This window comes from Nocardia neocaledoniensis (genome assembly GCF_003182135.1).
GTDB lineage: Bacteria > Actinomycetota > Actinomycetes > Mycobacteriales > Mycobacteriaceae > Nocardia > Nocardia neocaledoniensis.
Window position 1 is genome coordinate 87,184 of record NZ_QGTL01000001.1, and the last position, 12,860, is coordinate 100,043.

The 12,860-nt window shown below is 70.9% G+C and carries 13 protein-coding genes; 1 reads left to right on the forward strand and 12 read right to left on the reverse strand.

Annotation, left to right across the window (positions count from 1 at the left end; all coding sequences use genetic code 11):
• Positions 1 to 2 precede the first annotated feature (2 nt).
• The 8 genes from DFR69_RS00385 to DFR69_RS00420 form a co-directional block, all read right to left on the reverse strand.
• Complete coding sequence (locus tag DFR69_RS00385; RefSeq protein ID WP_110035390.1) at positions 3 to 611, reverse strand: SGNH/GDSL hydrolase family protein; 609 nt, start codon at positions 609 to 611, stop codon at positions 3 to 5.
• Positions 608 to 1,858, reverse strand: coding sequence for an NAD(P)/FAD-dependent oxidoreductase (locus DFR69_RS00390; RefSeq protein WP_110035391.1), 1,251 nt, complete (start codon positions 1,856 to 1,858; stop codon positions 608 to 610). The genes DFR69_RS00385 and DFR69_RS00390 overlap by 4 nt, the downstream gene beginning before the upstream one ends.
• A gap of 142 nt (positions 1,859 to 2,000) precedes the next feature.
• On the reverse strand, positions 2,001 to 3,665 hold the full coding sequence (locus tag DFR69_RS00395) for an AMP-dependent synthetase/ligase (RefSeq protein ID WP_341867790.1): 1,665 nt from the start codon (positions 3,663 to 3,665) through the stop codon (positions 2,001 to 2,003).
• A gap of 87 nt (positions 3,666 to 3,752) precedes the next feature.
• Positions 3,753 to 4,676 (reverse strand): LysR family transcriptional regulator, encoded by a 924-nt coding sequence (locus DFR69_RS00400; protein ID WP_110035393.1) that lies wholly within the window; start codon positions 4,674 to 4,676, stop codon positions 3,753 to 3,755.
• Positions 4,677 to 4,892: 216 nt separating this feature from the next.
• Entirely contained in the window at positions 4,893 to 5,564 is a 672-nt protein-coding gene (locus DFR69_RS00405) for an O-methyltransferase (RefSeq protein WP_110035394.1), read from the reverse strand.
• A 27-nt stretch (positions 5,565 to 5,591) separates the two neighbouring features.
• Positions 5,592 to 6,572, reverse strand: coding sequence for a WXG100 family type VII secretion target (locus tag DFR69_RS00410; RefSeq protein WP_110035395.1), 981 nt, complete (start codon positions 6,570 to 6,572; stop codon positions 5,592 to 5,594).
• Between the two features lie 2 nt (positions 6,573 to 6,574).
• Entirely contained in the window at positions 6,575 to 6,904 is a 330-nt protein-coding gene (locus tag DFR69_RS00415) for a type VII secretion target (RefSeq protein ID WP_146229173.1), read from the reverse strand.
• A 113-nt stretch (positions 6,905 to 7,017) separates the two neighbouring features.
• On the reverse strand, positions 7,018 to 7,560 hold the full coding sequence (locus tag DFR69_RS00420) for a YbaB/EbfC family nucleoid-associated protein (RefSeq protein ID WP_110035397.1): 543 nt from the start codon (positions 7,558 to 7,560) through the stop codon (positions 7,018 to 7,020).
• A 263-nt stretch (positions 7,561 to 7,823) separates the two neighbouring features.
• Here DFR69_RS00420 and DFR69_RS00425 point away from each other — a divergent pair, with 263 nt between their 5' ends.
• Positions 7,824 to 9,131 carry a lipase family protein gene (locus tag DFR69_RS00425; protein ID WP_110035398.1) on the forward strand — a complete coding sequence of 436 codons (1,308 nt, stop codon included), beginning with the start codon at positions 7,824 to 7,826 and terminating at the stop codon, positions 9,129 to 9,131.
• A gap of 49 nt (positions 9,132 to 9,180) precedes the next feature.
• Here DFR69_RS00425 and DFR69_RS00430 read toward each other — a convergent pair whose 3' ends face one another.
• From DFR69_RS00430 to DFR69_RS00445, 4 genes are all read right to left on the reverse strand, one after another.
• Complete coding sequence (locus DFR69_RS00430) at positions 9,181 to 10,902, reverse strand: urease subunit alpha (protein ID WP_110035399.1); 1,722 nt, start codon at positions 10,900 to 10,902, stop codon at positions 9,181 to 9,183.
• Positions 10,899 to 11,225, reverse strand: coding sequence for an urease subunit beta (locus DFR69_RS00435; RefSeq protein WP_110035400.1), 327 nt, complete (start codon positions 11,223 to 11,225; stop codon positions 10,899 to 10,901). The genes DFR69_RS00430 and DFR69_RS00435 overlap by 4 nt, the downstream gene beginning before the upstream one ends.
• A 9-nt stretch (positions 11,226 to 11,234) precedes the next feature.
• On the reverse strand, positions 11,235 to 11,537 hold the full coding sequence (locus tag DFR69_RS00440) for an urease subunit gamma (RefSeq protein WP_110035401.1): 303 nt from the start codon (positions 11,535 to 11,537) through the stop codon (positions 11,235 to 11,237).
• Between the two features lie 153 nt (positions 11,538 to 11,690).
• Complete coding sequence (locus tag DFR69_RS00445; protein WP_167456119.1) at positions 11,691 to 12,842, reverse strand: alpha/beta hydrolase; 1,152 nt, start codon at positions 12,840 to 12,842, stop codon at positions 11,691 to 11,693.
• Positions 12,843 to 12,860 lie beyond the last annotated feature (18 nt).

Consider the following 12,860-nt stretch of genomic DNA (forward strand, 5'->3'; position numbering starts at 1 on the left):
TCTCAGGCGGCGACGGTGGTGGCGGTGGCCGAGGCGATCAGTTCGGCCGCGGCGGCGGCGAACAGGCGGTGGCCCACCGGACTCGGGTGCAGACCGTCGGCGGTCCACACCTCGGGCCGGGCCCATTCGGGCCTGGCGGCGATATCGAGGAGCAGGGCGCCGGTGTCGTCGGTGACCCGGGCGAGGACGTCGTTGGCGGTGGCGAAACGCTCGCGCAGCAGGGCGCGGAAGCCGTCCGGCACCGGCAGGCGGGCGGGGATGTCGGGATAGCTCGCGGTGAACACGGTGGCTTCCCGCGCTCGCAGGGTGGCGAAGATGGTGTGCAGGTTGTCGGCGAAACGTGCCTCGTCATACGCGCTGACCAGGTCGTTCACGCCGACAACCACGCCGTAGAGGCCGGCCCGGGCCGACGAGGTCGCCGGTGCGAGCTGGCTCGCGACGACATCGCCGGTCGTGGCGCCGTGCGTGCCGAAGTTGCGAATCGTGGTGGGCCGCAACCCGAGCTGACCGCCGAGGCGGGAGACCCAGCCCCGGTAGCCACCCGCCGCGGCGGGATCGCCACGGCCCTCCACGAAGCTGTCTCCGAGCGCCGTCAGGCCGGCCGCGATCACGCCGAGACCCCGGTATTCACCACGTGCCGGTCGGCGACGGGGAAGTTCACCTCTTCGTAGAGCGCGGTCAGCTCCGCCTCACCGAAGAACTTGTCCGGCGGGTAGAGGCCCGCGATGAGTCCGAAGAACTTCTTGGAGTAGTGCTCGCTGCGGCTGGCCGCGCGGAACACCGAGTCGTAGTACGGGGTGAGGGTGAGCTCGGAGATCGACTGGGTGAGCTCGTAGGTGCTGGCGCTCTGGGCGTCGCGCTCACGCTGGTACTCCGGCAGCGTCTCCTCGAACGGGCGTGCGCCCGAGAGGCTTTCGTGCACCAGGTCGGCCAGCAGCTGGCCGTACTTGAAGGCGTCGGTGATGCCCCAGCCGGTGAACGGGTCCTTGTGGTAGCCGGCGTCGCCGACCAGCGCCCAGCCCGGACCGAAGGACTGGCGCCGGTAGTTGTCGGGGTAGAGCATCGGCCGGAACGGCTCGACGCGCTTGCCGGTCTCGCGCAGCCGCGCGCCGATCTCCGGGTCGATCTGGTCGACGATCTCCTGCACGCCGGCGTCGGGGTCGGTGCGGAAGTCACGGAAGCGGTCGCGCTTGCGCATGACGGCCACCAGGGCCAGGCCGTCGTTGGTCGGCCAGGACGCGAACTGCTGCTCGCCGAAACCGGTGCGGTGGTGCATGCCCCAGTCCACGCCCTCGTAGTACGAGTAGTAGATGAAGCAGGCGGCGGGCGAACCCTCGTAGGTGGCCGCGCCGACCTCCTTGGCGACGATCGAGTTCGAACCGTCCGCGCCGACGACGAGTTTCGCGCGGAACTCCTGCTCGGGACCCTCACCGACGCGGCCACGGATACCGGCGACCCGGTCGCCCTCACGCAGCAGGCCGGTGACGGTGAAGCCCTCGATCACCTCGGCGCCGGACTCGCCCGCCGCGTCGACCAGGATCTTGTCCAGCACGGTGCGGCGCGGGCAGTAGACGGCGTCGATGCCGTCGGCCGACGGATCGGCCATGCCCGGGATCTCGATGTCGGTGTAGGTGAAGTTGAGGTGCCGGATCGGCGGGCAGCCGGTGGCGACCACGGCGTCGAGCAGGCCCCAGGACTTCAGAAAGCCGAGACCGGCCTGGTGGATGTAGTGCGTGGACGGGGTGTCACTGGGAAAACTCGCGCGATCCACGGCGAGCACGCGGTGGCCCTGACGGGCCAGCAGCATGGCCAGGGGCGAACCCGCGACCCGGGTTCCGACGACGATGACGTCATACATGATGTGATCACTTTCGGTGGTCGAATTCCGATTTCGAGTCTGTCGCCGGTGGAATGCGGAAACCACTGGGGCGTCCCGCAATTCATCGGCCGATCGGTCCCGGCTATCGTCGGCGGAACCGGTGCGAGAATTTCGCGTCGCGTTACCCGCGCGACACGTAGAGCTGAGCTATTTCGGCGGAATAGGTTTCGGCGATCGCGGCCCTGCGCAATTTCAGCGACGAGGTGAGCAGGCCGGCGTCGACGGTGAAATCCCCGTCGACGACGCGGAATGCGCGAATGGATTCCGGCCGCGACACCAGCGAATTCGCGTCGTCCACGGCGGCCTGGATCGCCTCGGCCGGATCGGCGTCGGGATGCTCGGCGCGCCACTTCGCGCACCGTTCGGCGTCGAGGGTGATCAGCGCCGTCACGAACGGGCGCCCGTCTCCGACGACCATGCAGTTGCTCACCAGCGGATGCAGCCGCACCCGGTCCTCGAGCGGGGTCGGTGCCACGTTCTTGCCGCCGGAGGTCACCAGGATCTCCTTCTTGCGCCCGGTGATCCGCAGGTGCCCGTCGTCGAGTTCGCCGATGTCACCGGTGTGCAGCCAGCCCTCGGCGTCGACGGGCCGCTGGTCGGCGGCCGCGCCCCAGTAGCCGGGCGAGACGTGCGGGCCGCGCACGAGCACTTCGCCGTCGGCGCCGATCCCCACCTCGGTCCCCGGAATGGGACGGCCCACGGTGCCGAGCCGGTTGGTGGACGGCGCACTCACGGTGACCGCGGTGGCCGCCTCCGTGAGGCCGTAGCAGTTCAGGATCACCACGCCGAATCCGGCGTAGAACCCCGCGGTGGTGTCGTCGAGGGAGGCGCCGCCGGAGATCACGTAGCGCAGCCGCCCGCCGAACGCGGCCGCGACGGCGTCGTCGGCGACGGTGGGCGCGGCACCCTCGGCCAGCAGTGTCAGGCCACGCGCGACGGCCGCGTCCTCCTGTCCCTCGGGGAGCAGCGCGCGGACGTGCTTGCGAATCTTCTCCAGCGCGTAGGGAATCAGCGCGAGGAAGGTCGGGCGCAGTGTCGCCAGCGCCGGGACCAGGTCGGGCACGCCGGGCAGCAGATGGGTGCGGCTGCCGCCGTAGAGGCAGGCGAACAGGATCGTCTGGCCGAACACGTGCGAGAGCGGCAGCGCGAGCACCGTCGTGCCGTCGAAGATCCCCTCGACCTGCCGGGCGGTGTTCGCGGCGGTGACATACATGTTGCGGTGGCTGATCATGCAGCCCTTGGCCAGGCCGGTGGTGCCGCTGGTGTAGACGATCATCGCCAGGTCGGCGGCGCCCACCGCGGCGATCCGCGCGTCGAGGCCGGGGTGCTCGCCGCCCTCGGCCCCCGCGCCGAGTTCGTCGAAGGACCACACGGCGCCGGCCGCGCCCGCGTCGGTCAGGCGGGCGGCGTCGGCGGCGGTCTCGGCCGCGTGGAACCGGCTCCCGCTGTCGCGCAGGATGTGCGCGATCTGCGCGGGTGAGGAGGTCGGATACACCGGCACGATCACCGCGCCGACGGCCATGGCCGCGCAGTCGAGCAGCGCCCACGCCAGGCTCGTGCGACCGAGCACCGCGACCCGGTCCCCCGCGGCCACCCCGCGGTCGAGCAGGGCCGAGGCGAGCGCGCGGACCCTGGTGTCGAGCTCGCCGGTGGTCAGCTGGGTGCCGTCGGCGGCACACAGTGAGGGACGGGCCGGGTCACGCCGCGCCGCGTCGGAAACAATCGCGTACAGACTGGACGAATCGGCCGGAACGAATCCGTTCGCGGTGACAGACACTGTGTTCACGAATCGAATTCTTCACGGCGCCAACCATTCCCGTCGCCGCCGCGCTCCCGGTTCCTACCGCGCGAAAGTCATCGCCTATCGACGGGTTCACGCCGACAATGCGCGGACATCATCGAGTTGTGCCGATTCGACGCATTCCAGGAACAACGCGACCGCGGGATTCGGTTCGTCGGCCCGCCACACGGCGTGCAAATCCAGCGTGGGCACCGGATCGAACAATTTCACCGCCACCGAACTACTGCCCGGCACACCCATTCCCATCGAAATCGCGCGCGGCAGCGACGCGAAGCCGACGAGTGGTCGCACCGAGACCATGTGCGCGGTGGCGCCGGGATCGTCGGCCGAATGCGTGACATTGAGCGAGATCCTGGTTTCGGCCGCCGACCGCAGGATGGTGTCGTACATCGCCGGACACTGCTCGCGGGCGAACAGCACGCAGTCCTGACTCTGTAGTTCCGCGAACGGGACACCGGGCCGGTCGGCCCACCGATGTCGGCGGCCGACGACCGCGACGAGCGGCACCCGGTGCAGGAGGCGGCGGTACCGGAAATCGGCGGTACTGGGGTGACCGTAGACCAGAGCCACGTCCAGGGAACCGTCGGCGAGACCGGCCAGCTGGGGGCCGGTCCGCTTCTCCCACAGCGACACCACGATGTCGGGGTGTCGTTCGGTCATCCTGGTGAGCGCCTCCGGCAGCACATGCCTGCTGGCAGGCAGGTTGTAACCGATGTTGAGACTGCCCGCCCTGCCCTCGGCGGTGGCTTTGGCCGCCTGGGCGGCGCGGTCGAGCTGGGCGACGATCTGGCGGGCCTGGTTCTCGAACTCGCGCCCCGCGGGGGTCAGCCGGACCTCGTGCGAGTTCCGGGCGACCAGCTGGACGCCGAGCGATTTCTCCAGCTTCTGCAGCTGGGCACTGAGACTTGGTTGGGTCAGATGGAGGCGCTGCGCTGCGCGACCGAAATGCAACTCTTCGGCGATGGTGATGAACGAAACGAGGTGTCGGAATTCCATGACGCCGGGCTCCTTCCGAGTACCACCACGCTATCGAGGCCGGATAACCGGTGATGAATGGCGATCGCCCAGCAGTTGCCGTGCGCGTTGCCGGTGGGTGAACCCGGTCGCGTCCCGGCGTGGCCCGCGGCGGCGCGCCGGGCGACTCGGCGAAAGGCCGGGCACCGCAACGACTTACACCGCGGCGAACGGCACACTCTACCGGCCGCCCGCCGATCAGGCGAGCGAACCGGTGACCACGGCGTAGGCGAAGCCGTCCCAGCCCTTGGATCCGACGGTCTGGATGACGGTCGCGTCCAGGCTCGGCTCGGCGGCGAGCAGTTCCACCAGTTCGCGGCCGGCGCGCACGCTCGGGTCGTCGGAGTGCTCGTCGGCCAGTGCGCCCCCGCGCACGACGTTGTCGACGATGATCACCGACCCGGGGCGGGTGAGCCGCAGCGCCCATTGCACGTAGTTGGCGTTGTTGACCTTGTCGGCGTCGATGAACACCAGGTCGAACGGTTCGGTGAGGTCTTCGGCGACCTGCGGCAGGGTGTCCAGCGCCGCCCCGACCCGGATGTCCACCCGCGCGCCGACGCCGGCGCGGTCGAGGTTCTCCCGCGCCACCTTGGCGTGCCGCGGTTCGAATTCCAGGGTGACCACGGTGCCGTCGGCGCCGACCGCGCGCGCCAGCCATTCGGTGCTGTAGCCGCCGAGGGTGCCGATCTCGAGCACCCGCCGCGCGCCCGCGCCCCGGGCGAGCAGATGCAGGAACTTGCCCTGCGGCGGGGACACGTCGATCGGCGGCAGCCCCGCGTCGGCGTTGGCGGCGAGCGCGGGCGCGCCCTCGCCGCCGATGAGGGTGTCCACGACGTATCGGTCGACCTCGGCCCAGTTGTAGTCGGTCATGGACGCCAGTGTGCCACCAGGCGCGGGCTACTTCGCGGTCTCGACCTCGGTGACACCCCGCACCACCGCCACCGCCGTGGACGCCAGCGTCTTCACCTCGACCAGCGCCTTGGCGAGCTCGATCAGCAGGGTGCCCACCTTGGCCGAGGCCAGCCCGATGTCGAACAGCGCGCGGGCGATCAACGCGGGCGTCGCGGTGCCGCCGGAGATCAGCAACAGCGCGGTGGCCTCGGCGAGCATCCCGGCCAGGCTGCTCAGGATCTCGACGATCACGCCGCGGACCGCCTCGACGATGCGTTTCATGCCCGTGTTGCAGTCCGAGAGGACCTGCGCGATCGCCCCCTGTTCGGCGATCTTGCCCGCGAGTTCGGTGGCGTTGGCCCGATAGGCCTCGGCGGCCGACCCGGCCCACGCCCCGATCCCGGAGTCCAGGGCCGCGGCCAACTGTCCGGCCGTCGTGGTGAGGTGTTCGCCGATGGCCTTCCAGGAGTCGGAGTACGCCTGCACCATGTCGGGGTTGCCGCTCACCGAGTCCAGCGCCTTGCGCAGCGGTTCGACGTGCTCGAGCATCCAGCCCATCAGCTGGGAGCCGAGGAAGTTGAACGGATCGAACTTGCGCAGCGTGGTGGTGCCCTTGATGGCCTGGACGAACATCGTCGCGGCGTCGCCGACATCGCGCGCGGTGGCGCCGGCCTTGGAGATCGCGTCGACCTTGCCCATCACCTCGCCACCGGTCATCGCCGTGTACGCGCTCGCGCCGTTCTCGAGGACGTCACCGTGCAGTGTGCCCTTGAAGAACCCCGCGTCGGGCTCCTCTGCGCCCAGATCCGGCACGCCGACGTTCTGCAGCAGCGTCGCGGTCTCCTGGTAGTAGGTCTGCCGGAAGTCCACCCCCTCGCTGAGCAGGTCGTTCTCCGGCGCCTCCGCGTCGTCGAAGGTGTCGATGGTCCCGGGGACGGGCAGGGTGTTCTCGTTGAGCCAGCGGCCCACGGCGGTCTGTTCGGCCATCGCTATGCCACGTCCATGATCTCGGCCGCGGTGGCGACCAGCGCAGTGGCGCTCGCGTCGTCCTGCGCCTCGAAGGTGTCGGCGGCGGTACGCAGGGTGCCGGGGACCTGTCCACTCCGGGTGGTGAGCAGGTCGAGGAGCCGGGTGATCTCGTCGTGCAGCTGGCCGAGGGTGTTCACCGCGTACGGCTTGACGAACAGCCCGTACGCGTCGTCGGCGTGCGCCAGATACGCGGCCGCTTCCTGCGCCTTCGCCACCCCGTTCGCGACCTCCTGGACCGCGTCGGCGTGGGCGCGGACAGCCATCACATCGACATTCACCGCACCGGTCATGCTCGCCTCCTCCTCGTCGGCACGGGCCGCTGCCCGCACACCCCTTCTCGAATTCCTTGGACGCGCCCGCGCCCGATTCGGTTCCCAGTCCGGCGGAACCGGATTCGCCGCGGCTACTGGAGCCAGGACCTGCGCTGGAAGTAGAGGTCGTCCTCGTCGGGCTCGTCCGGGGTCACGACCCGGTCGCGATCCGGCTTGCGCGTGGCGGGCGGCGCGGGCGCGAGGTACGCCGGAGCGGTGGGGGTCGGCCACGGCGCCGCGGAGGTGGGCGACGGCGCGGCCGGCGGCGCGGGCGCGGGGTCAGGGAAGCGCTCGGCGTACTGGTCGACGATGGTGTCGGCAGCGGTGTCCGTACCGACGATTTCGCCGATCAGCCCGGTGACCGTGCCGCGCAGCCGCGCCTGGGCGCGCCGGGTGCACGCCATCAGTTCGGCCGCGACGGCGGCAGGATCCATGCCGCGCACGGCGGGGGCCAGGGTGATCGCGGTGGTGGCGCCGTTGACGTCGACGGTGACGCCGATCCGGCCGTCGGCCGAGGTCTCGCTGACGCTGACCTCGGTCATCCTCGCCCGCAGTTCCTGATAGCGGGTCGCTTGCCGCTCGAGCTCGCGGGCCCGCTGCGTGAGTTCGTCGGCGGCGCCGGTCAACTCGTCCATGTCGGTCGCTCTCCCCTCCTGCCGGAAACTCCGGCCGTGCGCGGCGGAGGCGGCCCAGCGATCCGCCCCCGATCGGATCGCGCCGAGACTAGCGCCGCGCGGATCACCGCCGTGCGACCGGGTGGGCGGGCCGGGCGTGGACCTCCGCCGGTAACCGTGTTACCGTCTGCGCGCCGCCGGAATCGTGACGTGGGTCATGATCGATGTCCGGTGCGGCTCGGGACACCTCCGCGACGGCGCGGAGGTGGTTGGGAAGGAATGGCATGCGGCAATCTCGATCGCTGACGCGGCGCGCGGCGCTGACCGTGGCGGCCTGTCTGGCGGCGGTGGCGGGACCTGGCCTCGGCGCGGCGCCGGCGGCGGGCGCGCCGATGAGCGCGTTCTACACCCCGCCCGCGGAGATTCCGCAGGCCCCGGGTTCGATCGTGCGGACCGCCCCGATGACGCTGCTCGCGACCCCGCCGACCGCGAAGGGCTGGCCCACGCAGGGACAGCACGTCCTCTACACCTCCCGGCTGCAGGACGGGTCCCCTGTCGCGGTGTCCGGCACCTACATCGAGCCGCAGAACCCCTGGCAGGGCCCCGGCGCGCGCCCGACCGTGGTGATCGGCCCCGGCACCTCGGGGCAGGGCGACCGGTGCGCCATGTCGGTGGCCTTCTCGACGGGCGTCTCGGTCACCGCCGATCCGCTCGGCCTCTCGGCGAATCAGGAGCTGCCGTCCTCGGCGGTGTGGAGCGCACTCGGCGCGCGCGTGCTGATCACCGACTACATCGGCCTCGGCACGCCGGGCATCCACACCTACGCCAACCGCTTCGAGAGCGGGCACGCCGTCCTCGACGGCGCCAGGGCGGCCAACGCGCTGGGCGGCGTCGGCCCCGAGACGCCACTGATCCTGTGGGGCTACTCGCAGGGCGGCGGCGCCACCGCCGCGGCGGCCGAGATGCAGCCGGAGTACGCGCCCGAGCTGAATCTGAAGGGCACCTGGGCCGGCGGCCCGGTGGCCGATCTGGCCGCGATCCTGACCACGATCGATGGCGCGCTGATCGGCGGCGCCATCGGGTTCGCGGTCAACGGCATGCTCGCGCGCTACCCCGAACTCCACGCCGCGGTCGACCGGGTGACCAGCCCCGCGGGTCGCGACATGCTCGCGACGCTGAGCGATTCCTGCGTCGCCGACCTGATCACCCGGCACCCGTTCCTGCGCACGAATTCGCTGACGGTGGACGGACGTTCGCTCACCGAGCACCTCGCCGAGATCCCCGAGGCCGCGCCCGTGCTCGCCGAACTGCGCCTCGGCAGCACGAAACCGGCCACCCCGGTGTTGATCACCAGCGGCCGCAACGACGACACCGTCCCGTACGGGCAGGCCAGGCGCCTGGCCGAGGACTGGTGCGGCCAGGGCGCCACCGTCACCTTCCGCACCAACGAACTGCCGCCGATCCTGCCGGGCACGACCATCCCGAACCACTTCGGCCCGGAACTCATCGACGGCTTCGGTCCCGACAACGCGGTGACCTACCTGCTCGACCGGCTTGCCGACAAGCCGGTCGGCGGCTGCTCGTTCGACTGAGCGCCGCGCGAGAGGCCCCGCCGACAACGTGGTCGGCGGGGTTTCGCCGTCAGAACAGGAAGTAGCGCTGCGCCATCGGCAGTTCGGTGGCCGGCTGTTCGGTCCAGACCTCGCCGTCGACGCGGACGGTGAAGGTGTCGGGGTCCACCTCGATGCGCGGCATGGCGTCGTTGTGCGGCATGTCGGCCTTGGTGAGCGCGCGCACGTTCTTGACCGGTGCCAGCTTCCGGCGGATGTCGAGCCGATCGGCCAGCCCGTCGTCGATGGCCTGCTCGGAGACGAAGTGCAGCGAGGTGGCCGCGGCGGCAGGGGCGGCGGCGCCGAACATGGGGCGCGGCAGCACCGGCTGCGGGGTGGGAATGGAGGCGTTCGCGTCACCCATGGCGGCCCAGGCGATCATGCCGCCCTTGAGGACCGCGTGCGGGCGCACACCGAAGAACGCCGGCTCCCACAGCACCAGGTCGGCGAGCTTGCCGACCTCCACCGAGCCGATCTCGTCGTCGAGTCCGTGCGCGATCGCCGGGCAGATGGTGTATTTCGCGATGTAGCGCCGCACGCGGGCGTTGTCGGCGGCGCCGTCGCCCGGCAGCGCGCCGCGGCGGCGTTTCAGCACGTGCGCGGTCTGCCAGGTGCGCATCACGACCTCGCCGATGCGGCCCATCGCCTGGGAGTCGGAGCCGATCATGGAGATGGCGCCCAGGTCGTGCAGCAGGTCCTCGGCGGCGATGGTGGACGGGCGGATCCGCGATTCGGCGAAGGCCAGGTCCTCGGGGATCGACGGGCTCAGGTGATGGCACACCATGAGCATGTCGAGATGCTCGTCGAGGGTGTTCACGGTGTGCGGCCGGGTGGGGTTCGTCGAGCTGGGCAGCACGTTGAGATGCGAAGCGACGGTGATGATGTCGGGCGCGTGCCCGCCGCCCGCGCCCTCGGTGTGATAGGCGTGGATGCCGCGACCCGCGATGGCGGCGAGGGTGTCCTCGACGAATCCGGCCTCGTTCAACGTGTCCGAGTGCAGCGCCACCTGCACGCCGGCGGCGTCGGCGACGGTCAGGCAGGCGTCGATCGCGGCGGGCGTGGAGCCCCAGTCCTCGTGCAGCTTGAATCCCGATGCGCCGCCGCGCAATTGCTCCCACATGGAGTCCTGGCTGACCGTGTTGCCCTTGCCGAGCAGCACGATGTTCATCGGCCAGTGGTCCAGGGATTCCAGCATCCGGGCCAGGTGCCAGGAGCCGGGGGTGACGGTGGTGGCCTTGGAGCCCTCGGCCGGGCCGGTGCCGCCGCCGATCAGGGTGGTGATGCCGCCGCCGAGCGCCTCGTCGAGCAGCTGCGGGCAGATGAAGTGCACGTGGCAGTCGATGGCGCCGGCGGTGAGGATGCGCCCGTTGCCCGCGATGATCTCCGTCGACGGGCCGACCACGAGGTCCGGGTGCACGCCGGACATGGTGTCGGGGTTGCCCGCCTTGCCGATTCCGCAGATCCGGCCGTCGCGGATGCCGACGTCGGCCTTGATGATGCCCCAGTGGTCGACGATGACGACGCCGGTGATGACGGTGTCGGGGGCGCCGTCGGCGCGGGTGGCCCTGGACTGGCCCATCGATTCGCGCAGCACCTTGCCGCCGCCGAACACCGCTTCCTCACCGGCCAGTCCGGGTCCGCCGCTGCGGTCCTCGGTGATCTCGATGATCAGGTCGGTGTCGGCGAGGCGGATGCGGTCACCGGTGGTCGGCCCGAACAGTTCGGCGTAGCGGGCGCGGCTCAGTTCGGTCATCGGTTCTCTCTCGTCTCGTCCAGGCGCCCCGGCGCGCTCGCGCTGATGCCGTACACCTCGCGGGTGCCGCCGAGCGGGACCAGCGAGACACGCTGTGGCAGACCGGGTTCGAACCGGACGGCGGTACCGGCGGGGATGTCGAGGCGGTGGCCGTGCGCGGCGGCGCGGTCGAAGTCGAGCGCGGCGTTGGCCTGGGGGAAGTGCACGTGCGAACCGACCTGGACCGGCCGGTCGCCGGTGTTCACCACCTCGAGGGCGAGGCGCGGCGCACCCTCGTTCAATGTGATCGTGCCCTCGGCACAGAGGTATTCACCGGGAATCATGGGCGTGACCTATCCGATCGGGTGGTGCACGGTGACGAGCTTGGTGCCGTCGGGAAAGGTCGCCTCGACCTGCACGTCGTGGATCATCTCCGGCACCCCCGCCATCACGTCGTCGCGGGTGAGCACCGAGCGGCCCGAGGACATCAGCTCGGCCACGGTGCGCCCGTCCCGCGCCCCTTCGAGCACGTGGTCGGTGATCAGCGCGACCGCCTCGGGATGATTCAGCTTGAGCCCCCGCGCCTGCCTGCGGCGCGCCAGTTCGGCCGCGTAACTCAGCAGCAGCCGTTCCTGCTCGTGCGGCGACAGTCGCATCGGGTCTCTCCTCGGCAGGTCGTGATCGGGTGAGCGACATTCTGGCACGTCGCCGTGTCACCCGCCCGCACAGTGCGCTCGGACACAGCCCCGCTGTGTCGTCGCCGCTGCCCGCGATGACCGCGCGGCCGTTCGGCCGGTGGTGCGGCACCGTCAGCAGACGAACTCGTCCGGCGGTGGGACCAGGTCGATCAGATACCTGGCCACCGCGTAGTCGACACAGCGGTTCCCCTGGAAGGCGACCGTGTGCTGATTGCCGCGATAGGTGAGCAGGACCGCGCCGAGCCGGCGGGCCAGGGCGATGCCCTCCTCGTGGGGCGTGGCCGGGTCGCCGGTCGTCGAGACCACCACGGTGCGCGGAAGTCCCGGGATCGACAGCGGGTGCGGTTCCAGAGTGTTGGGGACCGGCCAGAACGCACACAGATCCTTCGGCGCCGCACCGGTGCCGCGCCCGTCGTCGAGAAAGGGCGCGGCACGGCGGTAGTCGACGTCGAGCCGGGCGACGGCCTCGCGATCGTGCGTCGGGGGTCCGTCGACGCAGCGGATCGCGGCGTGGGCGTCGGACGAGCGAGGGTAGGTGCCGTCCTCGCGGCGGCCCCACGACCAGTCGGCGAGCCACAGCAGCGTGTCGCCCCGGCCCGCGCGCAGTTCGGCCAGTCCGGTGGCGAGGTCGTCCCACCCGTTCTGGTGATACAGCGAGAACAGCACCGCTTCCACCGCGTCGGAGTAGCTCAGGCCACGCGGGTCCGTCGTCGGCGCCGGGGCGGTGAGCAACGGCTCCAGCAACTCCCGCAGCGCATCGGAAGCCAGGTATTCGTCATAGCCCAAGGCGCATTCGGACCGCACCCAGGCGCAGTGTGTCGCGAAGGAATCGAAAGCATGCTGGAACCCGGCGATCTGGGGGTCCTGTGCGGCTTCCCTGGTGCCCAGATGCGCCAGCAGGTCGGTGCCGTTGTTCCGCGCGCAGAGCTCGGCGCAGTCGCGGAACTCGGCTTCGGTGGTAGCGATTCCCGCCGGGGTGTTCGCCGAGGGCGGCAGCGCTCGCCAGGCATCGATCTCGCGCGCGGTACGACACGACAAGGCGGGCCGGGAGGCACCGATTCCGCGCGGATCGATGCCGATCCGATCGAATCGCCGCGCGATCTGTGTCGCCGTGGCCTCGTTGGCCATCCACAGCCCGGACTGCCCCGGTCCGCCGGGGAGGAACAGCACCGACCCCAGGCGGTCGCCCGTCGCCTCGGTCCGTGAGATCGCGACCTGGATGACCCGGCCGCCCGGATCCGCGTAGTCGAGTGGGACTTCCACCCACCCGCACCGATCGCG

What these genes read in the sequence shown, in the direction of transcription:
- DFR69_RS00405 (WP_110035394.1), bottom strand. Translation starts at nt 5,564, where the DNA reads ATGACCGACTACAACTGGGCCGAGGTCGACCGATACGTCGTGGACACC.
- DFR69_RS00415 (WP_146229173.1), bottom strand. Translation starts at nt 6,904, where the DNA reads ATGACCGGTGCGGTGAATGTCGATGTGATGGCTGTCCGCGCCCACGCC.
- DFR69_RS00430 (WP_110035399.1), bottom strand. Translation starts at nt 10,902, where the DNA reads ATGACCGAACTGAGCCGCGCCCGCTACGCCGAACTGTTCGGGCCGACC.
- DFR69_RS00400 (WP_110035393.1), bottom strand. Translation starts at nt 4,676, where the DNA reads ATGGAATTCCGACACCTCGTTTCGTTCATCACCATCGCCGAAGAGTTG.
- DFR69_RS00390 (WP_110035391.1), bottom strand. Translation starts at nt 1,858, where the DNA reads ATGTATGACGTCATCGTCGTCGGAACCCGGGTCGCGGGTTCGCCCCTG.
- DFR69_RS00435 (WP_110035400.1), bottom strand. Translation starts at nt 11,225, where the DNA reads ATGATTCCCGGTGAATACCTCTGTGCCGAGGGCACGATCACATTGAAC.
- DFR69_RS00420 (WP_110035397.1), bottom strand. Translation starts at nt 7,560, where the DNA reads ATGGACGAGTTGACCGGCGCCGCCGACGAACTCACGCAGCGGGCCCGC.
- DFR69_RS00410 (WP_110035395.1), bottom strand. Translation starts at nt 6,572, where the DNA reads ATGGCCGAACAGACCGCCGTGGGCCGCTGGCTCAACGAGAACACCCTG.
- DFR69_RS00440 (WP_110035401.1), bottom strand. Translation starts at nt 11,537, where the DNA reads ATGCGACTGTCGCCGCACGAGCAGGAACGGCTGCTGCTGAGTTACGCG.
- DFR69_RS00425 (WP_110035398.1), top strand. Translation starts at nt 7,824, where the DNA reads ATGCGGCAATCTCGATCGCTGACGCGGCGCGCGGCGCTGACCGTGGCG.